Raw genomic sequence first — 21766 nt, 5'->3', positions numbered from 1 at the left:
AGGAAGTTGTATGTATTATTCAGATGATTTGATTGAGGAAGTCCGCTCAAAAAACGATATTGTGGACGTGATTTCGGATTATGTGAAATTGCAGAGAAAGGGAAGCTCTTATTTTGGACTTTGCCCTTTTCATAATGAAAAATCTCCGTCCTTTTCAGTAAGCCCGGGAAAGCAGATGTATTATTGCTTTGGCTGCGGAGCAGGAGGTAATGTTTTTACCTTTATTATGGAATATGAGAATTACAGCTTTGTAGAGGCGTTGAAATATTTGGCGGATAGAGCAGGGGTACAGCTTCCTGAGGTTGAATATTCAAAAGAAGCAAAGGCAGCTTCGGATTTTAAATCCATGTTGTTGGAAATTCAGAAAAAAGCAGCTTCTTTTTATTACTATCAACTAAAACAGGAAAGCGGAAAGCCGGCATTGGATTATCTGAAAGGAAGACAGCTTTCTGAGGATACGATTAAAAAATTCGGATTGGGGTGTTCGCCCAGATATTCGGGCGCATTGTATCAATATTTAAAGGGGCAGGGGTACTCTGATGAATTATTAAAAGAGTCCGGTCTTTTCAATATTGATGAGCGAAGAGGCATGCAGGACAAGTTTTGGAACCGTGTGATGTTTCCGATTATGGATGTAAATAATCGTGTGATTGGATTTGGCGGCAGAGTTATGGGAGATGCAAAACCGAAATATTTGAATTCTCCTGAAACGAAAATTTTTGATAAGAGTCGGAATTTATACGGTTTGAATATTGCCCGTACCTCCAGAAAACCGTACTTTATTATCTGCGAGGGCTATATGGATGTTATTGCCATGTACCAGGCAGGCTTTCACAATGCGGTGGCATCTCTCGGAACAGCGCTTACCTCAGGACATGCCAGTCTTATGAGTCGTTATACAAAGGAGGTTCTGCTGACTTATGACAGTGACGAGGCAGGACAAAAAGCAGCCCTTCGAGGTATTCCGATTTTAAAGGCGGCGGGAATTTCTCCGAGAGTGGTGAACCTTGCGCCGTATAAGGACCCGGATGAATTTATTAAGGCAGAAGGCAAGGAGGCTTTTGAAAAGCGTCTTGAGGAGGCAGAAAACTATTTTCTGTTTGAGATTAAGGTACTGGAAAAGCAATACCATTTATCTGACCCGGAGAGTAAAACACAGTTTTATCGGGAGATAGCCAGAAAACTTCTGGAATTTCCGGAAGAGCTGGAAAGAAACAACTATATTGAAAGTATTTCTGCCAGATATCAGATAAAATTTGAAGATTTAAGAAGAATGGTAAATAACATGGCGCTGTCAGGAACAGGCGTTGCGGTAAAGCCCAGAATGGAAGCTGTTTCAAAAAAGAAAGAGGGCAAGGAAGATGCAGGTCATACGGCGCAAAAGCTGATGCTGACATGGCTGAGCTCCTATCCTTCCATGTTTAAAACTATTGATGGATTGATAGAACCGGCAGATTTTACAACACCCTTGTATCATAAGGTTGCTGAAATAGTATTTGAACAGCACAAAGAAGGTGAGGTAAATCCTGCAAAATTATTAAATCGGTTTTCTGACGCAGAGGAGCAGAAGGAAATTACATCTCTGTTTCATGCTTCTCTTCATTTGGAAAGTGAGGAAGATGCAAAAAAGGCGGTGCTGGAAACGGTATGCAGACTAAAAAGAGACAGTATTGCATGGCAAAGCACCAATTTACCGCCTACGGACCTTTTCGGACTGCAAAGGATTGTAGAAGCCAGAAAGCGTCTGGAGGATTTGGAGAGAGGCAGAGTGACGCTGCATATTTCTTTTGATTGAGGAAATGATATATACGATTGTTAAGGAAGAATAAGTGAGAGGAAGGAACAGTTTATGGAAATGAACATGGCGAAATTCAGCGAAAAGCTCGGAGAGCTTATGGAGCTGGCGAAAAAGAAGAAAAATGTATTAGAATATCAGGAAATCAGTGATTTCTTTAAGGATTTTCCTCTGGAGCCGGAGCAGATGGATAAAGTATTTGATTTTCTGGAAGCAAACGGAATTGATATCCTGCGAATTCAGGACAACGATATGGACGACTTAATTATCAGTGACGATGATGATTTAAACCTCAGCGAGGAAGACGAAGTAGATATGGAAAATATCGACCTTTCTGTTCCGGAGGGGGTCAGCATTGAAGACCCTGTTCGTATGTATCTGAAAGAAATCGGTAAAGTTCCGCTTTTAAGTGCAGAGGAGGAGATTACACTTGCTCAGCGTATGGAAGAAGGAGACGAAAGTGCGAAAAAACGCCTTGCAGAGGCAAACCTTCGTCTGGTAGTAAGTATTGCGAAACGCTATGTGGGACGTGGTATGTTATTTTTGGATTTAATTCAGGAAGGTAACCTGGGATTGATTAAAGCCGTTGAGAAATTTGACTATCGTAAAGGATATAAATTTTCTACCTATGCTACATGGTGGATACGTCAGGCGATTACAAGAGCTATTGCGGATCAGGCGAGAACTATTCGTATTCCGGTTCACATGGTAGAAACCATTAACAAGCTTATTCGTGTATCCCGTCAGCTTTTACAGGAGCTGGGAAGAGAACCTCATCCGGAGGAAATTGCAGAAGAGATGAATATGTCCGTAGAGCGTGTTCGTGAAATTCTCAAAATTTCTCAGGAACCGGTATCCTTGGAAACACCAATCGGTGAGGAAGAGGACAGCCATTTGGGCGATTTTATTCAGGATGATAATGTTCCTGTTCCGGCAGACGCAGCTGCATTTACCTTATTAAAAGAACAGCTTGTAGAGGTTTTAGGCACATTAACAGAAAGAGAACAGAAAGTTCTTCGCCTGCGCTTTGGTTTAGATGACGGAAGAGCAAGAACTCTGGAGGAAGTAGGAAAAGAATTTAACGTAACCAGAGAGCGTATCCGTCAGATTGAGGCAAAAGCGCTTAGAAAGCTTCGTCATCCAAGCCGCAGCCGCAAGCTGAAGGATTATCTGGATTAAGGATGAGTACAATGAAAGAAATACAGATTTCCAGAAGATTGCAAAACGTTGCAGCCTTTGTACAGGAAGGAAAGCGATTGGCAGACGTGGGCTGCGACCATGGGTATATTCCAATTTATCTTTTGCAGAAAAAGAAAATAGAAAAAGCCATTGCTATGGATATTAATCAAGGTCCCCTTATGAGGGCGAAGGAGCACATTCAGGAATGGGGACTGGAAAATTACATAGATACTCGTTTATCTGACGGCGTTAAGGCTTTAAAACCAAATGAGGTTCAGAGCGTTGTAATTGCCGGTATGGGCGGTCCCCTTATGGAGAAAATTCTTACAGAAGGAAACGAGGTTCTGCAAACAGTAACAGAACTGGTTTTACAGCCTCAGTCCGAAATCGGACATTTCAGAAGGTTTCTCATTGAAAATGGATATGAAATTACTCATGAGGAAATGATTTTGGAAGACGGAAAATACTATCCGATTATGAGAGCTGTTCATGGCAAAGCAAAGGAACAGACAGAAGCGGAATATCTCTATGGAAAAAAACTTTTGCAGAACAGAAATCCCGTCTTAAAAGAGTTTTTAGACAGGGAACAGGTAAAAGCAGAGGAGCTTTTGGAAAAACTGAAAAATTCACAGACACCATCTGCAAAAGCAAGGATTTCCGAGTTGGAAAAGGAATGGAAAGATAGAAAAGAGGCTCTTACATATTATGAAGTGTAAAGATATTATTGCAAAAATAGAAGAAAAGTATCCGGTATCCTTTGCAGAGGGATGGGATAATTCCGGCTTTCTTGCGGGAGATGCTTCGTGGGAAGCAAAAAAGATTTTTCTTGCATTAGATGCCACAGATGAGGTCATAGACACAGCCATTCAATGTGGGGCTGATATGATTATTACCCATCACCCATTGATTTTTTCGGGAATGAAGAAAATTACTGCAGATGATTTTATCGGAAGACGGATTATTAAAATGGTACAGCATAAAATCTGTTATTATGCAATGCACACGAATTTTGATGTGTTGGGAATGGCAGAACTCAGTGCAGACTATTTACAGCTTTCGCACAGAGAAGTATTAGATGTCACTTACGAAGAAGACACACGCAAAGAAGGAATAGGGCGGTGCGGAGATTTGCCGGCTCCTATGACTTTAAGAGAGTGTGGAAAATTTGTAAAAGACCGGCTGTATCTTCCTTTTGTGCAAATTTACGGAAATGAAAATAAAATCATAGAAAAGCTTGCTATATGTACCGGTTCCGGAAAAAGCCTGATGAAGCAGGTATTGAAAAACGGTGTGCAGGCATACGTTACAGGAGATATGGATTATCATTCTTCCATTGATGCAGTGGCGCAAGGGATTTGCATTATAGATGCAGGACATTACGGGACAGAATATATTTTCATGGATTACATGGAAAGAGAGTTAACGGCAATGCTGCCGGATTTAGAAGTGGAAAAAATGCCGGTTTCTTACCCATGCAAAATAATTGATTGAAACTAATTTTGAGGTTGCCACATTATGCGGCAATCTCTTTTTTCTGAATAATAGGAATAAATATATGAAAAATATATAAAATGATAGAAAAATAAAGACTGTTGTAGTAAAATAATATGTATCTAAATCAAAAATTGAGGGGAAGCTTAACAAAGAGATGTGGTGAAAGGAGAAATATTATGGGTGACAGAATGATACAGGTAAACATCCTCGGAGAACAAAAGGAATATCCTTACGGAACCACTTATGGAAAAATTGCACAGGAATATCAGAGTAAGTATGAATATCCCATCGTTTTACTTATGAAAGATAATAAGCTTTGTGAGCTTCATAAAAAGCTGAAAAAAGAAGGTACCATTGAATTTATTACAACACAGGACCAAATAGGGCATGAAACTTATCGAAGAAGTGTTTCTTTATTACTTTTGAAAGCCCTGCATCATGTTGCCGGATACGATAATATAACGAAGGTAACGATGCACTACTCAGTCAGCAGCGGGTATTATTATACGATTGACGGGGATATTGTACTGAACGAGGATTTCTTAAATAAAGTAAAAGCCTATATGCTGGAGTTGGTGGAACGCAAAATTCCTATTTTAAAAAGAAGTGTAGGCACAGACGAAGCTATTGAGCTATTCCATAATCATAAAATGTATGATAAGGAAAAGCTGTTTCGTTTTCGTAGGGTATCCAGAGTAAATATTTACAGTCTGGAGGAATATGAAGACTATTTCTATGGGTTTATGGTAAATCATACAGGATATTTGAAATATTTTGATTTATACCTCTATGATGACGGACTGGTATTACAGCTTCCGAAAAGAGAAAATCCGAAAGAAGTTCCGCCCTTTGTTCCACGACCAAAGATTTTTCAGGTACAGAAAGAGTCTGCCCAGTGGAGTGAAGCAATTCAGGCAGATACTGTCGGCGATTTAAATGAAAGGATTACAAAAGAAGGTGCCAGCAATCTTATTCTTATTGCAGAAGCCCTTCAGGAAGCAAAAATAGCTCAGATTGCAAAAAAGATTGTGGAAGCCGGAAATCGGAAATTTATTATGATTGCCGGACCTTCTTCTTCGGGCAAAACCACATTTTCCCATCGCTTATCCATACAGCTGTCAGCGCAGGGGATGAAACCTCATCCTATCGGTGTTGATAATTATTTTGTAAACAGGGAAGACACGCCTTTGGACAGCAATGGCAATTATAATTTTGAATGTCTGGAAGCCATTGACGTGAAACAGTTTAATGAAGATATGAGCGTTTTGTTAAGAGGCGAGGAAGTAGAACTGCCCCGTTTTAATTTCAAGACAGGACACAGAGAGTATAAAGGGGATTTCCTAAAACTGGGAGAAGAAGATGTGCTTGTTATTGAAGGAATTCACTGTTTAAATGATAGATTAAGCAGCAGCTTGCCTTCTGAAAGTAAATTTAAAATCTACATCAGCGCACTTACCCAGTTAAATATTGATGAGCACAACCGTATTCCTACCACAGACGGAAGACTGATACGCCGGATTGTCCGTGATGCTAGAACCAGAGGAGCATCTGCAAAAGCAACCATAGGAATGTGGAACTCGGTAAGACGTGGGGAAGAAGAAAATATTTTTCCTTATCAGGAGTCGGCAGATGTGATGTTTAATTCTGCTTTGATTTACGAATTGGCAGTTTTAAAACTTTATGCAGAACCACTGTTGTTTTCGATTACAAAGGAAGAACCGGAATACGCAGAAGCAAAACGTCTGCTGAAATTTTTGGATTTTTTTCTGGGAGTGCCAAGTGAAAGTATTCCGAGCAATTCTATTTTGCGGGAATTTGTAGGAAATGGATGCTTTGATGTGTAAATTTGTTTGCATTTTCACCGCTCTTATGATAGAATATGCCATGCGTAACAAGTAGAACAAATAATCGCGGCTGACAGAACCGAAAGGGGTCAGGTGAGGAAAGTCCGGGCTTCACAGGGCAGGATGCCAGATAACGTCTGGTGGAGGTGACTCTAAGGACAGTGCAACAGAAATGTACCGCCGGAATATTCCGGTAAGGGTGGAAGGGCAGTGTAAGAGACTACCGCCTTTCTGGTAACAGAAAGGGCACATGTAAACCCCATCCGAAGCAAGACCGAACAGAAAACCATGTGGCTGCCCGTCACGTTTTCAGGTGGGTCGCTTGAGCCTGCTGGCGACAGCAGGACTGGATAGATGATTATTCACGACATAACCCGGCTTATCGTTTTGCTTGTTATTTTATGAAAAGGAGCTATGATTTTGCAGATGTGCTTGTCTGTGAAATCATAGCTCCTAATTTTTTTAAGATATTGAAATATTTTCCAAAAAGGTATATGATAAAAGGCGTCATGACAAGACAGAGGAAAAAGGAGGATAACACTTATGAAAAGAACAAATACAAAAAGTGTAACAGAAGCAACAACAAAGACTACTCCGGCGAAGACAGAAAAAGTAACAGAAAAGGCAACAAAAACAACAAAGAAAGCAGCTACAAAAAAAGGTGCAGTAAAAAAAGAAGTGGCAGAAACTGTATTTGTACAGTATGCAAGTCAGGAATATGATATAAATGAAATCAAAGCAGCAGTGAAAAAAGCTTGGACAGAAGAAACAGATAAAAAAGAAAGTGATATTACAGAAATTCAGATTTATGTAAAACCGGAAGAAGCTGCGGCTTATTATGTAGTGAATGGAGAAGTTGCAGAAGGCGGAAATAAAATTCTTCTGTAAGTCAAAAAATAAATGGAAAAAGAAAGGGGCTGTGAAATAACAGTCTTTACGGAAAAGGGGCTGTCGCACTAAGTAATTAGTGCGTAGCTCCTTTTCTAGTGCAAAAAAATAACTGCCAGACCTCGAAAGAATCCGGCAGTTGGTGTAAAATTAAGTTATGCGACTAACTAAATTATTACAAAAAGATTATACGAAAAATTCAGACGGATATCAACTTAAACTTCCGTTAAATCTTGAAACAATCATTCCGGATAATGATTCTGTGCGATTACTAAGTCAGTTTGTGGAGGCTATGGATTTGACTGACCTGTATTCTACTTATAAAAGAATAAATTCTGTATCGCCAAGAACACTTCTGAAGATTGTACTCTACTCTTACATGATATTTTTTCTTGTCTTGGTGGTTTTTGTTTTCAAGAAATGGTGGAACAGGAGATTAAAGCAAATGTGAAAGCAGGATTATCCTACGTAGAATATAATATGCAAAGCAAAAAACGGACCATCAAAAATCTAGTCTACAGCAAAACATATTTTGGGGAGAATATGAAATTTGTCTGGATAGTGAAAAATATAAGGGCGTTTTACGGGCATTGACATTTTTTGACTCTGGGAAAAAACAGTTTAACATTTATGATGGGTGGTTGGAAATATTTATCGTATTCCCAAGTCTTCCTTCGTCCATTAGTTAGATGAAGGAAACTAAACCATGTTTACAAACATAGATGCAGGTATTGACACACACAAATCAATTATGTTACGGTGCTTTATGGCAAAAGAAAGCATATAAGCACCTACCAAATAGGTACTTTATATGGAATAATACAGACAGTTCTATTAAAGTGGGGTATTGATGGACGATTTATAAAATCATTATTCCAAATACACCGAAGGATATTCTAAAAAGCAGATACGGACATTGCTTCAAGCGGCGTATGAATACCATTCTGTTTATTTAGAGATTTTACTGGCTTTGTTTGTAGGTTTACGCAAGGGTGAAATTTTAGGGCTAAAATATTCAGAATTTTTCAAGAATTAGAAATTCGAAAAAAGGAAAATATGCAGTTGTTTGAAAAACTTGGAGAAGATGAACCAGAATTTGCTTGAACTCCTTCCGCAAAAAGCATATAATATAATGGGCTAACATGCTGTTTCAGAATGTTTTCTGCTGCTTCATATCAAACAATATCATATTCTCATATAGGGTATTAAATGCTAGAAAAAGCAGGACAAAATTTTTAAGAATTTAATTATAAAATAGGTGATTTATAGTATCAAATTATGTTATGCAGTGCTATGTATTTTATGCAAGACCATGAAAATGGTGTATAATTATGCATAGTGCTGCACAGTAGAAAAAAAGTAAATTTGCTACGCAAGGGCAAAAATCAGGTGAAAAACAGCATTTTTCATACTGAAAAGCGTCCCTGAAAATCATAAAAAAACAGCTATTTTTCGTGAAAATCGAAAAAGAAAAGAAGATTACTTTTTTGTATATATTAAACAAAAACGAAAGGAGAAATATGAGAAAACTAGCTTTAAATGATGAAATATTACTAAAAATCGAGAAGCCGGCCCGGTATATCGGGAACGAAGTGAACTCGGTGATGAAAAACAAAAATGAGGTGGATATCCGTTTCGCCATGTGCTTTCCGGATGTATATGAAATCGGAATGAGTCATCTTGGAATTCAAATCCTCTATGATATGTTCAACAAAAGAGAAGATACTTGGTGTGAGCGTGTCTACTCTCCATGGCCGGATTTAGATGCCATTATGAGAGAAAAGCAAATTCCGTTATTTGCGTTAGAGTCACAGGACAACATCAAAGATTTTGATTTTCTGGGGATTACTTTACAGTACGAGATGTGTTACACCAACGTGCTTCAAATTCTGGATTTGGCGCAGATGCCGTTACGTGCCGAGGACAGGGGTGAAGAATATCCTCTGGTAATGGGAGGAGGACCTTGTTCATACAATCCGGAACCTTTAGCGCCATTTTTTGATATGTTTTATATCGGAGAGGGTGAGACTGTTTTCAACCAGCTTTTAGATGAATATAAAACATATAGAAAAGCAGGAAAAAGCAAAAAAGAATTTTTAGAAAGAGCAGCGGAAATTCCGGGGATTTATGTGCCTGCTTTTTATGATGTAGAATATCATGAGGACGGTACCATTGATTCTTTCAAGCCAAATAATTCTCACGCAAAAGAGAAAATAGAAAAACAGGTTGTTATGGATGTAACGAATACTTATTATCCTACAAAGCCCGTAGTTCCGTTTATTAAGGCGACACAGGACAGAGTGACTCTTGAAATTCAGAGAGGCTGTATCCGTGGCTGCCGTTTTTGTCAGGCAGGCATGCTGTATCGCCCTACAAGAGAAAAAGACGTAGAGGTGTTAAAGGAAACAGCAAAGGCGATGCTGGAGAGCACCGGACATGAAGAGATTTCACTGAGCTCATTAAGCTCCAGTGATTATTCCAAGCTTCCGGAGCTGATTGATTACCTAATTGAAGAATGTTCTCAGAGAAAAGTAAATATTTCTTTACCGTCTTTGCGTATCGACGCTTTCTCTCTGGACGTTATGAGTAAAGTGCAGGATATTAAGAAAAGCAGTCTGACATTTGCGCCTGAGGCGGGTTCTCAGAGACTGCGTGATGTAATTAACAAAGGTCTGACAGAAGAAGTTATCCTAGAAGGTGCGGGAAAAGCCTTTGAAGGCGGTTGGACAAGAGTAAAATTGTACTTTATGCTGGGACTGCCTACGGAAACAGAAGAGGATATGAAGGGGATTGCACATCTGGCAGAGGCAATCGCCAAGAGATATTATGAAATTCCAAAAGAACAGAGACATGGAAAATGTCAGATTGTAGTCAGCACATCCTTCTTTGTACCAAAGCCGTTTACTCCGTTCCAGTGGGCAAGTATGTTCCGCAAGGAAGATTATCTGGATAAGGCAAAGATTGTAAAAGAGGAAATTAAGGCACAGTTAAATCAAAAGAGCATTAAATACAATTACCACGAAGCAGATGTGACAGTGCTGGAGGGCATTTTAGCACGAGGCGACAGGCGAGTGGCAGATGTATTAGAGGCAACTTATAAAAAAGGCGCTATTTTTGATGCGTGGTCAGAATATTTCCGATATGATTTATGGATGGAAGCATTTGAGGAAGCAGGAATTAACCCTGAATTTTATACATTAAGAGAACGTCCTTTAGACGAAATTTTTCCATGGGATTTCATTTCTATCGGAGTTACAAGAAGATTTTTGGAAAATGAATGGAAGAAAGCGCAGCAGGAGGTTGTGACACCAAATTGTAAAATGCAGTGCTCCGGCTGTGGTGCGGGAAAATATAAAGGAGGAATTTGCATTGAAGGTTAGAGTAAAATTTGCCAAAGAAGGGGCAATGAAATTTATCGGACATTTGGATATTATGCGGTACTTTCAAAAAGCAATCAAAAGGGCGGGTATTGATGTGGCATATTCCGAAGGTTTTAGTCCTCATATGATTATGTCTTTTGCAGCGCCTTTGGGAGTTGGCGTGACCAGTACGGCAGAATATTTTGATATGGAAATTAATATGCCGATTTCAGGAAAAGAAGCAGTAAAAAGATTAAATGAAGTAATGGTAGAGGGAATGGAAGTAAAAAGCTTCCGAAAAATTCCGGACGGAAAAGCTAATGCTGCCATGGCATTAGTAGCTGCTGCGGATTATTATGTAGAGTTTCGGGAAGGAATGGAACCGGAAACAGATTGGAAAAATAAGATTGAGGATTTTGTCCGACAGTCTGAAATCCTTATTGTAAAGAAAACCAAGAAAAACGAAAAAGAAGTAGATATCAGACCATATATTTATGAGATGCGTTTGGAAGAAAGTCGTATTTTTCTGAAGCTTGCAGCCGGAAGCGTAAAAAATACAAAACCGGAGCTGGTAATGGAGGCATTTCTGGCTTTTCTGGGACAGGAGTTTGACAGCTTTTGCTTTACAATTCACAGAGCAGAGGTCTATGCGGATAAGGGAACAGAGGAATACAGAAATCTTATTTCTTTGGAAGATTTAGGTGAAGAAATTGAGTAAGCTGATACTGACTGAAATGAATTATAGGAACACCCCTATATTAGTAGCTGCGTTAGAGAAGGAAGGACGCATTTGCCAGCTTAATCCCATGAGTTTAAATTCAGACAGTATTCTGGGGAATATTTATATAGGAAAAGTGAAAAACATTCAAAAAAATATTCAGGCAGCATTTATTGAAATCGAAAATGGGATAATGTGCTATTATTCTATGGCAGAAAAAGCTTCCCCCTGCTTTGTAAATGTAAAGAAAAATAATGTACTGAAAATCGGCGACGAAATGATTGTTCAGGTATCCAAAGAAGGAATAAAGAGCAAGCTTCCTTATGTAAGCAGTAATTTGAACTTTACGGGGCGGTATCTGGTATTGACTTCAGAAAGAAAAGAACTGGGCTTTTCCGGTAAATTAAAAAAAGAAGAAAAGAAGCAAATTCGGGAAATTCTCAAGGACAAAATACCTGAAAACGTAGGGATTATTGTCAGAACCAACTGCAGAGATGCACAGGAAGAGGAAATTCTGCACGAGCTGGAAGAACTGATGAAACGCTATGAAGCTGTATTGCAAAAAGGCAAAAGCAGAGTGTGTTTTTCTGTTCTGGAAAAAAGTATGCCGGAGTATGTGCAGATTTTACAGAATTTGTACAGTCAGGATTTGGAAGAAATTGTAACGGATAAGCAAGAACTATATGAGTGTGCGGTACAATATTTAAAAGGCTATAAGCAGCAGGAAAAAATTGTGCGCTATTATGAGGACAAGCTGTTGCCGTTGTATAAGCTGTATAATCTGCAAAAAGCATTTGAGCAGGCGCAGAACGAAAGAGTATGGCTGAAATCAGGCGGTTTTTTGGTAATCCAGCAAACGGAAGCTTTTGTATGTATTGATGTAAATACCGGAAAGTGCACATCAAAGAAAGATATGCAGGAAACCTTTCGCAAAATTAACTTAGAAGCGGCAAAGGAAATTGCATGGCAGCTAAGACTTCGAAACTTATCAGGAATTATTTTAATCGATTTCATCAATCTGGAAAGAGCGGAAGATAAAGAAGAGCTTATGCAGACGCTTCAAAAATATCTATGGCAGGACTCAATAAAGGGAACTGTGGTGGATATGACAGAACTAAATATTGTAGAAGTTACAAGGAAAAAAGTGAGAAAATCTCTTGCAGAAGAATTAAAGGAGCTTTTGTGAGGAACAGGAGGTGCCTGTGGAAACAAAATCAAAATTGACAACGCTGTGTTATATTGAAAAAGATGAGAAGTATCTCATGCTCCACAGAGTGTTAAAAAAGAATGATATTAACAAAGATAAATGGATTGGCGTAGGAGGACATTTTGAAAAAGGAGAAAGTCCGGAGGATTGTCTTTTGCGTGAGGTAAAGGAAGAAACCGGTTTGACTTTAACCTCTTACCGATTTCGCGGGCTTATTACCTTTACGTTTTCTTCTCAGGGAAGAGAAACAGATACGGAGTACATGTGCCTTTATACAGCGAATGGATATGAAGGGGAATTGATTTCGTGTTCGGAAGGAAATTTAGAATGGGTGAACAAAAAAGATATTTTTTCCCTGAAGCTTTGGGAAGGTGATAAAATCTTTTTCCGCCTGTTACAGGAAGAAAGACAATTCTTTTCCTTGAAACTGGTATATCAGGATGATGAATTAAGAGAGGCGGTTTTAGATGGAGAAAAACTGGAGTTCTGATGAGAATAAGAACAGAAAAAAGCTGAAGCCGTGGCATGGAGCAGTGCTTTTGGGAATTGTAATGCTGTCCTTTTATACAATTATTGCATGGGCACAGATGAAATGGGGAATGTACGGACTGGCATTGACAGAGTTATATCTTCTGTTCCTGAGTATATTTGCAGTGAAATTGTTAAAAATACCGTTAAAGGAAATATTTCCATTGAAAAGACCAAAATGGAAAAAGACACTTGGGGTATTGCTGATGTGGGTAAGCTCTTATGCCCTTATGATACCTGTTACCATGTTTATGGCGTACTTTTTCCCAAAGCAGATGTTTGCAGTCAGTGAAGGACTTAATGAGGTTATTTATAGTGTGCCGCTTATTTTATCTGTTTTTATCAGCAGTGTTATGCCCGCTGTTTGTGAAGAAGCTCTCCACAGAGGGTTTATTTTAAAAAGCTTCCAAAGCAAGTGGAAGAACAAATGGTTTTTGTCTGTACTGATGGGGATTATATTTGGACTGTTTCACGGAAGTATATGGAGATTTCTTCCAACTGCGATTTTGGGCGGCATTTTGGCCTATATTATGTTGGAAACAGAAAATATGTTTTATCCGGCACTCTTTCATTTTACCAATAACTTTTTGCCGTCTTTTTTGCTCAGTCTTTCCGGAAACAGTCCGCAGACCGAGGCTGCATCGGAGCTGCTCGCGCAGCAGGGAATTCCGGTTGCCTTTTTAGGAATTTATCTGGCAATGGCATGGGTGGCACCTTTTGGCTTTTACACGGCAGGTTATTTGCTTCGAAAAGGAGAGCAGGGAAAGGAACAGCAGTATATAAAATCCAATGGTGTGTTAATCAGTCTTGTTGTGTTGACTGTGCTGCCTATTATTCTGGGTATGATGATTTTTCTGTACGGATTGTTTTTTGATGCGAATGCTTTCTTTTCTATCATGTAGATACGTTGAAAAAATTTAAAATAGTTATTGACGAATGGGGAAATAGCTGTTATGATATTAGCGTATGCCGCACAAAGAGGTTTAAGCGCTTGGAAACAAGCCACCATATTTGGCGAGTAATGATAATAGGAGGTGCCATATGTACGCAATTATTGCAACAGGTGGTAAACAGTACAAAGTAGCCGAAGGCGATGTTATCAGAGTAGAAAAGCTTGGAGCAGAAGCTGGTGAAACTGTTACATTTGACCAGGTACTTGCTGTAAGCAACGATGGTTTAAAAGTTGGCGAAGACGTAGCTAATGCAAATGTAACTGCATCTGTAATTGAAAACGGTAAAGCAAAAAAAGTTATCGTTTACAAATATAAGAGAAAAACCGGATACCACAAGAAAAACGGTCACAGACAGCAGTTTACTAAAGTTAAAATCGAAAAAATCAATGCTTAATCAATATGATTAGAGTGACGATTTATCAGAATTCAGAACAGAGAATTTCAGGATTTGCCATGCAGGGACATGCAGGTTATGCCGAAAGCGGCAGTGACATTGTGTGTGCAGCAGCATCTGTGCTTGCGCAGAATGCAGTAAATTCTATTGAACAGTTTACCGAGGATACGTTTACCGTAGATGTAAATGAGGATTTGGGTGAATTGTACTTTAAGATAGATGCCGGCTATTCCCATGAGACAGAATTGTTGTTGAATTCGCTTATCCTCGGTTTGCAGGGGATAGAAGAAGAATACATGGAATATATCGATGTAATATTCGAGGAGGTGTAAAGACATGTTAAAAATGAACCTTCAGTTATTCGCTCATAAAAAAGGTGTTGGTTCTACAAAGAACGGACGTGATTCCGAGTCTAAAAGACTTGGCGCTAAAAGAGCTGACGGACAGTTTGTAAAAGCTGGAAATATCCTTTACAGACAGCGTGGAACAAAAATTCATCCAGGCGTAAACGTAGGTAGAGGCGGTGACGACACATTATTTGCATTAGTAGATGGTGTTGTACGTTTTGAAAGAAAAGGCAGAGATAAAAAACAGGTTTCTGTTTTTCCAGTAGCTACTGAAGAGTAATTCACGATAACAAGGGCGGCTTCAAATCTTTAACGGGTTTGAAGCCACTTTTTTTCAATAAAGAAAGAGGTAAATATGTTTGCAGACAGAGCGAAAATTTATATCCGCTCCGGAAAAGGCGGCGACGGACACGTAAGCTTCCGCAGAGAGCTTTATGTGCCAAACGGCGGTCCTGACGGCGGCGACGGCGGTAAGGGCGGAGACGTTATATTTGAAGTAGATAAAGGCATGAATGCACTGACTGATTATCGTCATAAAAGTAAATATGCCGCAGGAAATGGTGAAGAAGGCGGTAAAAAAAGATGTCATGGTGCAAACGGAAAAGATATTGTGTTAAAAGTACCGGAGGGTACGGTAATTAAAGAAGCAGAAAGCGGAAAAGTAATCGCAGATATGTCCGGAACAAATACAAGACAGGTTGTATTAAGAGGCGGACGCGGTGGAAAAGGAAACCAGCATTATGCAACAGCAACCATGCAGGTGCCTAAATATGCTCAGCCGGGACAGCCGGCACAGGAGCTGGAAGTACAGCTAGAGCTGAAGGTTATTGCTGATGTAGGTCTGATTGGTTTTCCTAATGTAGGAAAATCCACGTTGCTTTCCAGAGTAAGTAATGCAAGACCACAGATTGCCAACTATCATTTTACAACCTTAAATCCACATTTGGGCGTTGTAGATTTGGATGATTGTAACGGCTTTGTCATTGCAGATATTCCGGGATTGATTGAAGGCGCTTCTGAGGGTGTCGGATTGGGACATCAGTTTTTACGTCATATTGAAAGAACAAGGGTATTAATCCATCTGGTAGACGCTGCGTCTACGGAAGGCAGAGACCCTATTGATGATATATATAAAATAAACAAAGAATTAGAAGCTTATGATCCTGAGCTTATGAAACGTCCTCAGGTAATTGCGGCTAACAAAATTGATGCCGTATATGAAGGAGACGAAGACCCGGTACAGAAAATCCGTGATGAATTTGAGCCTCAGGGTATGAAAGTTTTTGCAATATCTGCTGTAAGCGGAAAAGGTTTAAAAGAACTTTTGTATTATGTTAAACAGTTGTTAGATACCATTGATAAAGAACCGGTTATTTTTGAACAGGAATTCTTCCCGGAAGATGTGTTGATTACAGAAAATCTGCCATATACAGTTGCCCGTGACGAAGATGACGAGCATGTATTCATTATCGAAGGACCGAAGATTGAAAAAATGCTTGGTTATACAAATCTGGATTCCGAAAAGGGATTTTTATTCTTCCAGAAATTCCTGAAAGAAAGCGGAATTTTGGAGGATCTTGAAAAAGCAGGTATTGAAGAAGGCGATACTGTTCGGATGTACGGTTTTGACTTTGATTACTATAAGTAATAGAAACAGGAGAGAAAAATGACAAGCAAACAAAGAGCTTATTTAAAAGGTCTTGCTATGACAATGGAACCGATTTTTCAGATTGGAAAATCCAGCCTGACACCGGAAAATACAGCAGCAGTGGCAGAGGCTTTAGAAGCAAGAGAGCTGATAAAAATCAGTGTACTCCAGAATTGTATGGATGACCCGAAGGAAATTGCAGCAGTTTTGGCAGAGCGTACACGTTCTCAGGTTGTACAGGTTATTGGCAAGAAAATTGTTTTATATAAAGAAGGAAAAGATAATAAAAAGAAAATTTTCCTTCCATAAAAAAGAATATTAAAAGAGGGTTGGTTATGTGGGAGAACAGGAAAAAAATCGGAATTATGGGAGGGACATTTGATCCTATTCATATAGGGCATTTGATTTTAGGAGAAATTGCTTATGAGCAGTTTCAGCTAGATAAAGTATTATTTATGCCGGCCGGTAATCCGCCTCATAAGAAGAACCGTAAAGATGGAGCCAGCAATCAGCAGCGGGTGGAAATGGTAAAAAGAGCCATTGCATCAAATCCTCATTTTGGACTATCCTTGGTGGAAATGGACAAAACCACTTATACCTATACTTACAAAACGCTGGAGGAATTAAAGAAGCAAAATCCGGATACAGATTATTATTTTATTCTGGGAGCGGACTCTTTGTATGATTTTGAAGAATGGAAAGAGCCCGGAAGGATTTTACAAGCATGTACGGTTCTCGTGGCAACTCGAGACCATACAAGCCATGAGCGTTTAAACAACAGAATTTCCTTTTTGGAAGAGAAATATCATGGCAGAATTGAAAAAATGAATTCCCCTACCATAGATATTGCTTCGAAAGAGCTTCGTGCTCGAATTGTTGAGGGAAACCCCATTATTTATTATGTACCTGATGAGGTTGCCGCTTACATCAGAGAAAATAATATATATAAGGATTGTGATAAAGATGAAATATGATTTTGCCGAAATTGAAAAAAAACTGAAGAAATATTTGGACAAAGACCGTTTGCTTCATACGCTGGGTGTTATGTATACAGCGTCTGCGCTGGCTATGGCACATGGAGCAGATATGGAACAGGCTCAGATTGCCGGTCTTCTTCATGATTGTGCAAAATGTATTTCCAATAAGAAAAAGATGAAGCTTTGTATGAAAAATGGGATAGAACTTTCACCATCTGAAAAGCAGAATACATTTTTAATTCATGCAAAGCTGGGAGCACATATTGCCAAAGAGCAGTACAAGGTATCAGATGATGAAGTGCTTTCTGCTATTCGCTGGCATACAACGGGAAAAGAGAACATGACAACCTTGGAAAAAATTGTGTATATTGCCGATTACATTGAACCGGGCAGAGATAAAGCGCCGCATTTGTCATGGGTGAGAAAAATAGCGTTTATGGATTTAGATGAATGTATGTATTATATTTTAAAGGATAGTTTGAATTATCTGGAGAGAAATACAAAAGTAATAGACCCGGCAACGCAGAAGGCTTTTTATTATTATGAAACACTGCATCTTGGAAAAAAACAGAAAGGATTGGACAAGCATGAACAGTAAAGAAATCGCACGTATAGCCTGTGAAGCTATGGAAGATAAAAAAGCACAGGACATTAAGATTATCAATATTGAAAATGTATCTTCACTGGCAGATTACTTCATCGTTGCAAGCGGAATGAACCGCAATCAGGTACAGGCAATGGCTGATAATGTGAATGAAATGCTGGGAAAAGCAGGAGTAGAACCGAAACAGTTAGAAGGTTATCAGAATGCTAACTGGATTTTAATGGATTACAGAGATGTTGTTATTCACATTTTTGATGAAGAAAATCGATTATTCTATGATTTGGAACGTATTTGGAGAGACGGAGAAATTTTAGAAAGAGAAGAATTAAATTAAGTACAGTGAATGAAGCAGAACAGTCAGGATGAGTTTTATCATTTTGCTGTTCTGTTTTCTTATGGAGGAACAAAATGATAAATGTGATAATTCGAAAATATCAGGAAAAAGACTGTGAAGAGTTGGCAAAGCTTTTTTATGACACGGTTCATAATGTGAATTGAAAAGATTATACAAAAGAACAATTAGATGTATGGGCAACAGGAGAAGTGAATATACAGCAATGGAATACTTCTCTTTTGGCACATGAAAGCTTTGTGGCAGTAGAAGGAAATAAAATTGTAGGCTTCGGAGATATTGATAAGACCGGATATCTGGACAGACTTTATGTGCATAAGGATGCTCAGGGAAAAGGGATAGCTACTGCGCTTTGTGAAAAACTGGAAAATGCAGTAGCAACCACAGAAATTGTGACACATGCGTCCATTACAGCAAAGCCCTTTTTTGAAAAAAGAGGCTATGTTATGCTAAAAGAACAGCAGGTTTTTCGAAAAGGAATTGCATTGACAAATTATATTATGGAAAAGAAAAAGTAAGTTCTTCGCTTTTGGAAGAACTTACTTTGGGATTTAACGCATAAAGCGAAAAACACCAATGACTTTTCCTAAAATCTGGAAAAACTGATCTTGTTCCACGATAATAGGTTCCATAGTATCATTTTCCGGTTGCAGTCGGATATGCCCATCTTCTTTATAAAAGGTTTTTACAGTGGCAGAGTCTTCCACAAGGGCTACTACTTTTTGTCCGTTTTCTGCAGTTTGCTGCTGTTCCACAATCACATAATCGCCGTTAAAAATACCGGCGTTAATCATACTGTCTCCCTGAACAACCAACATGAAAGTTTTGTTATTTGGCATATACTCAGAAGGGATGGGAAAATATCCATCAATGTTTTCCACTGCCAAAAGCGGCTGACCGGCAGAAACCTTTCCGATAATCGGAACGTTTACTGTCTCACGGCGTACCAGATTAAAGTTATCATCTACAATTTCAATAGCCCTTGGTTTGGTAGGGTCTCTGCGGATATAACCGTTTTTTTCCAGAGTTTCTAAATGAGAATGTACAGATGAAGTAGACTTTAAATGAACTGCTTCACAAATTTCTCTTACAGAAGGGGGAAATCCTCGGTTTAAAATTTCATTTTTCATATATTCTAAAATTTCAGATTGTTTTTGAGTAATCTTTCCATATTCCATACGTTCTACCTCCAGAATACATTTTGAAGAAAAAAATGTATTATTCTGTAATCATCATACCACATATTTTTTGATAATGCAAACAAATATTCGGAATGCGTGTTCGATAATTTATCGAATATTTGTTCGAGAAAAGTGTTGACAAACGTATGTTCTTGTAGTATTATAAGCTCACAACAAACAAATGTTCGCAATCATTACGGATTAGGAGGATTATATTATGAATAGAAGAATAGGAAAAGAGAAAGTAGGAATAAAAGGATTTTTTATTGCAGTTTTTATAATCGGATTTCTTATATTTCTTTTATTTCAGACATCAAATACAGCAAATGCAGGAACGCCCAATTCTATTCGCCACAAATATTATACCAGCGTGGAAATTGAACCGAGAAGCAGTCTATGGGAGATAGCAGAAGAATATATGTCTGAAGAATATGCGTCCGTGGAAGATTATATTAAAGAAGTAAAAGAAATCAATCATTTAACAGAAGACTTGATTTATGAAGGTGCATATTTGTGTATTCCATATTATTCATCTGAGATAAAATAAAAAAGAAAAGTAACGCTTCTTGTAATGTTATAATGAAATCAGCAAGAAACCCGTGTTATCTGAAAAAGGAGCGTGATTAGCATGAAAACAAAGAAACTCCGAATAATAAAGATGTGCCTTATTGCAGTGGCAGTTGTATTTCCTATATCAATTTGTATTCTGCCTTCTTTCAATGCCTTGCAGACAAATTTTTGGATATGGGCAGGTTATGTGGCTTATCTGTTATTTATGACTTTTTTCATGAGTATGTTTCGGGAACATAAATATGATGCAAGAGACGTAGATAACAAGGAAATACATATTACACAGGAGCTTTTAAAAGAACGGAATAAATGGGGCAGCTTCTTATAGAAAATAACGTTAAGATAAAAATTGTGGCAGAAAAGCAAGTATTAATGAGATATACCTATTTTCTGCCACAATTTCTTTTATAAATGGTTTTAAGAATATAAGGTTCCTTTTAAATAGTCGATAAACTGCTGCGCAGTTCGTCCGGAAAGACCGCCATGCTGCAATTCCCAAATATTCGCTTTTGCCAAGATTTCATCTTCCGGCATATTGATTTCATTTCGCTTAGCCAGAGCAAGCACAATATTCTGAAATTCTTTTTTCTCCGGTGAGCCAAAATAAATAGTAATACCAAAGCGTGAAACCAAGGACAGTTTTTCCTGTACGGTATCATTGGTGTGTAAATCATCGTCACGTTCATTTTTATCACGAAAGCTTTCTCGAATGAGATGTCTACGGTTTGAGGTGGCATAAATCAACACATTGTTAGGCTTTTTCTCTAATCCGCCTTCGATAACGGCCTTTAAGTATTTGTATTCGATTTCAAAATCCTCGAAGGACAGGTCATCCATATAGATAATAAATTTATAATTTCGATTTTTAATTTGAGCAATTACATCATTTAAATCCTGAAACTGATGCTTATATACCTCGATAATACGAAGTCCCTTTTCATAATATTGGTTTAGAATTGCTTTAATGCAGGTAGACTTTCCGGTTCCTGCATCACCGAAGAGGAGACAGTTATTGGCGGGCTTTCCTGCCAGAAAAGCTTCTGTATTATCCGTCAGCTTTTTCTTTTCTAATTCGTATCCGACTAAATCATCCAATTTTACATGGGCAACTCTGGTAATCGGAATGATTTCTGTTGTCTGAGCAGGATTTTTATGCTCCAGACGAAAGGCTTTGTGAAGTCCTAATTTACCTACTCCGAAATCCTTATAAAAATCAACAATATGTTCCATAAATTCTTCCGGAGAAGCAGAATTTTCCAAAAGGCTGCTCAAAGCAGAAAGCCGACCGGAAATGCGTTCATTTACATATAATCCTCTCTGATGTTCTGTTTGGTAATTACTGATTAAATTACAGCAGGAGGACGTTCCGTAAAAGCTTTCAAAAGCAGAAAAATCCAGATGAAATAAATCCTTAAAAATCGCAAAGTCATGGAGAGCCAGAGCATTTAAGGAAGGACTATGTGTCAGTCCTGTTATTTCACAGGAAACGCTGAAAGCATTTTCGTGATTGACTAAAAGCCAGGTAAGGTAATGGTTCCATAAATCTCCTCGAAAACCATAGTCATTTGCCATTTCCACTAAACGGTTCATGCAGCTGTAAAAAAGAGGTTTTGATTTTTCCGGCGCTTCCGGTTCTTTACAGCAGATAGACAGGGCATCTGTCATATCCTTTAAAATATCTCCGTGAGGAAAGTTTCTGTATAAGATACATTCATCAATGTGAAACAT

The 21766-nt window shown here is 38.5% G+C and carries 23 protein-coding genes, 1 other RNA gene and 2 pseudogenes; 24 read left to right on the top strand and 2 right to left on the bottom strand.

Features of this window, described 5'->3' with window-relative positions; genetic code table 11:
* The first annotated feature begins 10 nt into the window (after positions 1-10).
* The 22 genes and pseudogenes from dnaG (at position 11) to CGC63_RS08465 (ending at position 18805) form a co-directional block, all read left to right on the top strand.
* On the top strand, positions 11-1795 hold the full coding sequence (dnaG, locus tag CGC63_RS08570) for a DNA primase (protein ID WP_003021107.1): 1785 nt from the start codon (positions 11-13) through the stop codon (positions 1793-1795).
* Between the two features lie 54 nt (positions 1796-1849).
* The gene (gene rpoD, locus CGC63_RS08565) at positions 1850-2974 is read left to right on the top strand and encodes an RNA polymerase sigma factor RpoD (RefSeq protein WP_009246158.1); all 1125 of its coding nucleotides are present in this window, start codon (positions 1850-1852) and stop codon (positions 2972-2974) included.
* Positions 2975-2985: 11 nt separating this feature from the next.
* The gene (locus CGC63_RS08560) at positions 2986-3690 is read left to right on the top strand and encodes a tRNA (adenine(22)-N(1))-methyltransferase (protein WP_040351131.1); all 705 of its coding nucleotides are present in this window, start codon (positions 2986-2988) and stop codon (positions 3688-3690) included.
* The gene (locus CGC63_RS08555) at positions 3680-4465 is read left to right on the top strand and encodes a Nif3-like dinuclear metal center hexameric protein (protein WP_003021115.1); all 786 of its coding nucleotides are present in this window, start codon (positions 3680-3682) and stop codon (positions 4463-4465) included. Before CGC63_RS08560 ends, CGC63_RS08555 begins: the two co-directional genes overlap by 11 nt.
* A gap of 179 nt (positions 4466-4644) precedes the next feature.
* Positions 4645-6312 (top strand): nucleoside kinase, encoded by a 1668-nt coding sequence (locus CGC63_RS08550; RefSeq protein ID WP_040351132.1) that lies wholly within the window; start codon positions 4645-4647, stop codon positions 6310-6312.
* A 48-nt stretch (positions 6313-6360) separates the two neighbouring features.
* Positions 6361-6710: RNase P RNA component class A (rnpB, locus tag CGC63_RS08545), an RNA gene on the top strand.
* 145 nt (positions 6711-6855) lie between these two features.
* A complete protein-coding gene (locus tag CGC63_RS08540; RefSeq protein ID WP_003021119.1) occupies positions 6856-7200 on the top strand; it encodes a DUF6465 family protein in 345 nt (114 codons plus the stop codon).
* A 157-nt stretch (positions 7201-7357) separates the two neighbouring features.
* Positions 7358-7582: pseudogene (locus CGC63_RS16065) on the top strand (IS5/IS1182 family transposase); the annotation flags it as partial.
* A gap of 1138 nt (positions 7583-8720) precedes the next feature.
* Positions 8721-10580, top strand: a complete 1860-nt coding sequence (locus tag CGC63_RS08530) for a TIGR03960 family B12-binding radical SAM protein (RefSeq protein WP_040351133.1) — start codon at positions 8721-8723, stop codon at positions 10578-10580.
* Positions 10570-11277 carry a TIGR03936 family radical SAM-associated protein gene (locus CGC63_RS08525; protein WP_009246152.1) on the top strand — a complete coding sequence of 236 codons (708 nt, stop codon included), beginning with the start codon at positions 10570-10572 and terminating at the stop codon, positions 11275-11277. Before CGC63_RS08530 ends, CGC63_RS08525 begins: the two co-directional genes overlap by 11 nt.
* Complete coding sequence (locus tag CGC63_RS08520) at positions 11261-12463, top strand: ribonuclease E/G (protein WP_003021130.1); 1203 nt, start codon at positions 11261-11263, stop codon at positions 12461-12463. The genes CGC63_RS08525 and CGC63_RS08520 overlap by 17 nt, the downstream gene beginning before the upstream one ends.
* A gap of 16 nt (positions 12464-12479) precedes the next feature.
* Complete coding sequence (locus CGC63_RS08515) at positions 12480-12974, top strand: NUDIX hydrolase (RefSeq protein WP_009246151.1); 495 nt, start codon at positions 12480-12482, stop codon at positions 12972-12974.
* Positions 12952-13914 carry a CPBP family intramembrane glutamic endopeptidase gene (locus tag CGC63_RS08510; protein ID WP_003021133.1) on the top strand — a complete coding sequence of 321 codons (963 nt, stop codon included), beginning with the start codon at positions 12952-12954 and terminating at the stop codon, positions 13912-13914. The genes CGC63_RS08515 and CGC63_RS08510 overlap by 23 nt, the downstream gene beginning before the upstream one ends.
* 139 nt (positions 13915-14053) lie before the next feature.
* Complete coding sequence (gene rplU / locus CGC63_RS08505; RefSeq protein ID WP_003021135.1) at positions 14054-14359, top strand: 50S ribosomal protein L21; 306 nt, start codon at positions 14054-14056, stop codon at positions 14357-14359.
* Positions 14360-14364: 5 nt separating this feature from the next.
* A complete protein-coding gene (locus tag CGC63_RS08500; RefSeq protein WP_003021137.1) occupies positions 14365-14691 on the top strand; it encodes a ribosomal-processing cysteine protease Prp in 327 nt (108 codons plus the stop codon).
* Between the two features lie 4 nt (positions 14692-14695).
* A complete protein-coding gene (gene rpmA / locus CGC63_RS08495; RefSeq protein WP_003021139.1) occupies positions 14696-14986 on the top strand; it encodes a 50S ribosomal protein L27 in 291 nt (96 codons plus the stop codon).
* Between the two features lie 75 nt (positions 14987-15061).
* On the top strand, positions 15062-16354 hold the full coding sequence (obgE, locus tag CGC63_RS08490; RefSeq protein WP_003021142.1) for a GTPase ObgE: 1293 nt from the start codon (positions 15062-15064) through the stop codon (positions 16352-16354).
* A gap of 18 nt (positions 16355-16372) precedes the next feature.
* Complete coding sequence (yhbY, locus tag CGC63_RS08485) at positions 16373-16663, top strand: ribosome assembly RNA-binding protein YhbY (RefSeq protein WP_003021144.1); 291 nt, start codon at positions 16373-16375, stop codon at positions 16661-16663.
* Between the two features lie 26 nt (positions 16664-16689).
* Complete coding sequence (gene nadD, locus CGC63_RS08480; protein WP_003021147.1) at positions 16690-17328, top strand: nicotinate-nucleotide adenylyltransferase; 639 nt, start codon at positions 16690-16692, stop codon at positions 17326-17328.
* Positions 17318-17929: a bis(5'-nucleosyl)-tetraphosphatase (symmetrical) YqeK gene (gene yqeK, locus CGC63_RS08475; protein ID WP_003021149.1), complete on the top strand. Its 612-nt coding sequence runs from the start codon at positions 17318-17320 to the stop codon at positions 17927-17929. Before nadD ends, yqeK begins: the two co-directional genes overlap by 11 nt.
* Complete coding sequence (gene rsfS / locus CGC63_RS08470; RefSeq protein ID WP_003021151.1) at positions 17919-18269, top strand: ribosome silencing factor; 351 nt, start codon at positions 17919-17921, stop codon at positions 18267-18269. Before yqeK ends, rsfS begins: the two co-directional genes overlap by 11 nt.
* Before the next feature lie 83 nt (positions 18270-18352).
* Positions 18353-18805 (top strand): annotated as a pseudogene (locus tag CGC63_RS08465) (GNAT family N-acetyltransferase).
* Positions 18806-18838: 33 nt separating this feature from the next.
* On the opposite strand, the gene lexA reads toward CGC63_RS08465, so the two are convergent.
* Entirely contained in the window at positions 18839-19465 is a 627-nt protein-coding gene (gene lexA, locus CGC63_RS08460; protein WP_003021155.1) for a transcriptional repressor LexA, read from the bottom strand.
* A 220-nt stretch (positions 19466-19685) separates the two neighbouring features.
* On the opposite strand from lexA, the gene CGC63_RS08455 reads away from it, so the two are divergent.
* Both CGC63_RS08455 and CGC63_RS08450 read left to right on the top strand, forming a co-directional pair.
* Positions 19686-20015 carry a hypothetical protein gene (locus CGC63_RS08455; protein ID WP_003021157.1) on the top strand — a complete coding sequence of 110 codons (330 nt, stop codon included), beginning with the start codon at positions 19686-19688 and terminating at the stop codon, positions 20013-20015.
* 81 nt (positions 20016-20096) lie between these two features.
* Entirely contained in the window at positions 20097-20366 is a 270-nt protein-coding gene (locus tag CGC63_RS08450; protein WP_003021159.1) for a hypothetical protein, read from the top strand.
* Between the two features lie 89 nt (positions 20367-20455).
* Here CGC63_RS08450 and CGC63_RS08445 read toward each other — a convergent pair whose 3' ends face one another.
* Complete coding sequence (locus CGC63_RS08445) at positions 20456-21766, bottom strand: ATP-binding protein (protein ID WP_003021161.1); 1311 nt, start codon at positions 21764-21766, stop codon at positions 20456-20458.

Origin of the sequence: Blautia hansenii DSM 20583 (genome assembly GCF_002222595.2) — a bacterium.
GTDB lineage: Bacteria > Bacillota > Clostridia > Lachnospirales > Lachnospiraceae > Blautia > Blautia hansenii.
The sequence above is the reverse complement of the archived record's forward strand: the minus strand, read 5'-3'. Positions and strand labels throughout refer to the sequence as shown.

Excerpts from the sequence above, each read along its gene's own strand:
- dnaG (WP_003021107.1), top strand. The coding sequence starts at position 11 with ATGTATTATTCAGATGATTTGATTGAGGAAGTCCGCTCAAAAAACGAT.
- rpoD (WP_009246158.1), top strand. The coding sequence starts at position 1,850 with ATGGAAATGAACATGGCGAAATTCAGCGAAAAGCTCGGAGAGCTTATG.
- CGC63_RS08560 (WP_040351131.1), top strand. The coding sequence starts at position 2,986 with ATGAAAGAAATACAGATTTCCAGAAGATTGCAAAACGTTGCAGCCTTT.
- CGC63_RS08555 (WP_003021115.1), top strand. The coding sequence starts at position 3,680 with ATGAAGTGTAAAGATATTATTGCAAAAATAGAAGAAAAGTATCCGGTA.
- CGC63_RS08550 (WP_040351132.1), top strand. The coding sequence starts at position 4,645 with ATGGGTGACAGAATGATACAGGTAAACATCCTCGGAGAACAAAAGGAA.
- CGC63_RS08540 (WP_003021119.1), top strand. The coding sequence starts at position 6,856 with ATGAAAAGAACAAATACAAAAAGTGTAACAGAAGCAACAACAAAGACT.
- CGC63_RS08530 (WP_040351133.1), top strand. The coding sequence starts at position 8,721 with ATGAGAAAACTAGCTTTAAATGATGAAATATTACTAAAAATCGAGAAG.
- CGC63_RS08510 (WP_003021133.1), top strand. The coding sequence starts at position 12,952 with ATGGAGAAAAACTGGAGTTCTGATGAGAATAAGAACAGAAAAAAGCTG.
- rplU (WP_003021135.1), top strand. The coding sequence starts at position 14,054 with ATGTACGCAATTATTGCAACAGGTGGTAAACAGTACAAAGTAGCCGAA.
- CGC63_RS08500 (WP_003021137.1), top strand. The coding sequence starts at position 14,365 with ATGATTAGAGTGACGATTTATCAGAATTCAGAACAGAGAATTTCAGGA.
- rpmA (WP_003021139.1), top strand. The coding sequence starts at position 14,696 with ATGTTAAAAATGAACCTTCAGTTATTCGCTCATAAAAAAGGTGTTGGT.
- obgE (WP_003021142.1), top strand. The coding sequence starts at position 15,062 with ATGTTTGCAGACAGAGCGAAAATTTATATCCGCTCCGGAAAAGGCGGC.
- yhbY (WP_003021144.1), top strand. The coding sequence starts at position 16,373 with ATGACAAGCAAACAAAGAGCTTATTTAAAAGGTCTTGCTATGACAATG.
- nadD (WP_003021147.1), top strand. The coding sequence starts at position 16,690 with ATGTGGGAGAACAGGAAAAAAATCGGAATTATGGGAGGGACATTTGAT.
- yqeK (WP_003021149.1), top strand. The coding sequence starts at position 17,318 with ATGAAATATGATTTTGCCGAAATTGAAAAAAAACTGAAGAAATATTTG.
- rsfS (WP_003021151.1), top strand. The coding sequence starts at position 17,919 with ATGAACAGTAAAGAAATCGCACGTATAGCCTGTGAAGCTATGGAAGAT.
- lexA (WP_003021155.1), bottom strand. The coding sequence starts at position 19,465 with ATGGAATATGGAAAGATTACTCAAAAACAATCTGAAATTTTAGAATAT.
- CGC63_RS08455 (WP_003021157.1), top strand. The coding sequence starts at position 19,686 with ATGAATAGAAGAATAGGAAAAGAGAAAGTAGGAATAAAAGGATTTTTT.
- CGC63_RS08450 (WP_003021159.1), top strand. The coding sequence starts at position 20,097 with ATGAAAACAAAGAAACTCCGAATAATAAAGATGTGCCTTATTGCAGTG.
- CGC63_RS08445 (WP_003021161.1), bottom strand. The coding sequence starts at position 21,766 with ATGTTTCACATTGATGAATGTATCTTATACAGAAACTTTCCTCACGGA.